The sequence below is a fragment of the Oerskovia turbata genome (assembly GCF_000718325.1).
GTDB lineage: Bacteria > Actinomycetota > Actinomycetes > Actinomycetales > Cellulomonadaceae > Oerskovia > Oerskovia turbata.
Window position 1 is genome coordinate 1 of the sequence record NZ_JOFV01000056.1, and the last position, 308, is coordinate 308.

A 308-nucleotide genomic window follows, 5' to 3' on the forward strand; every position below is an offset into this window, starting at 1 on the left:
CCCAGCGCACCTTCAGCCGCCTGCACGACGCTGATGCCGTCCTGCGCGTTACGCGCAGCGACCGAGTAGCCGTTCACCTGAGCCTTGAGACCCTCGGCGATCGACAGACCCGCGGCGTCGTCCGCCGCACGGTTGATACGAAGACCCGACGACAGCTTCTCGAGCGACTTGCTCTGGCTGTTCTGCGTGTTCGTCAGGTTACGGAACGTGTTCAGTGCAGAAACGTTCGTGTTGACGCTGAAGCCCATGATGAGTCCTCCGTGAGACGGGCGAGAAGAATGGTCCCCCAGCCCATCCATGGGCCGGTC

1 protein-coding gene is annotated in these 308 nt (G+C 63.0%); it reads right to left on the bottom strand.

Translation table 11 applies throughout. From position 1 onward, the window contains the following. Window positions 1-248: flagellin N-terminal helical domain-containing protein (locus IE95_RS0118390; protein ID WP_030153726.1), on the bottom strand; the 248-nt coding region annotated here is incomplete at its 3' end. Window positions 249-308 lie beyond the last annotated feature (60 nt).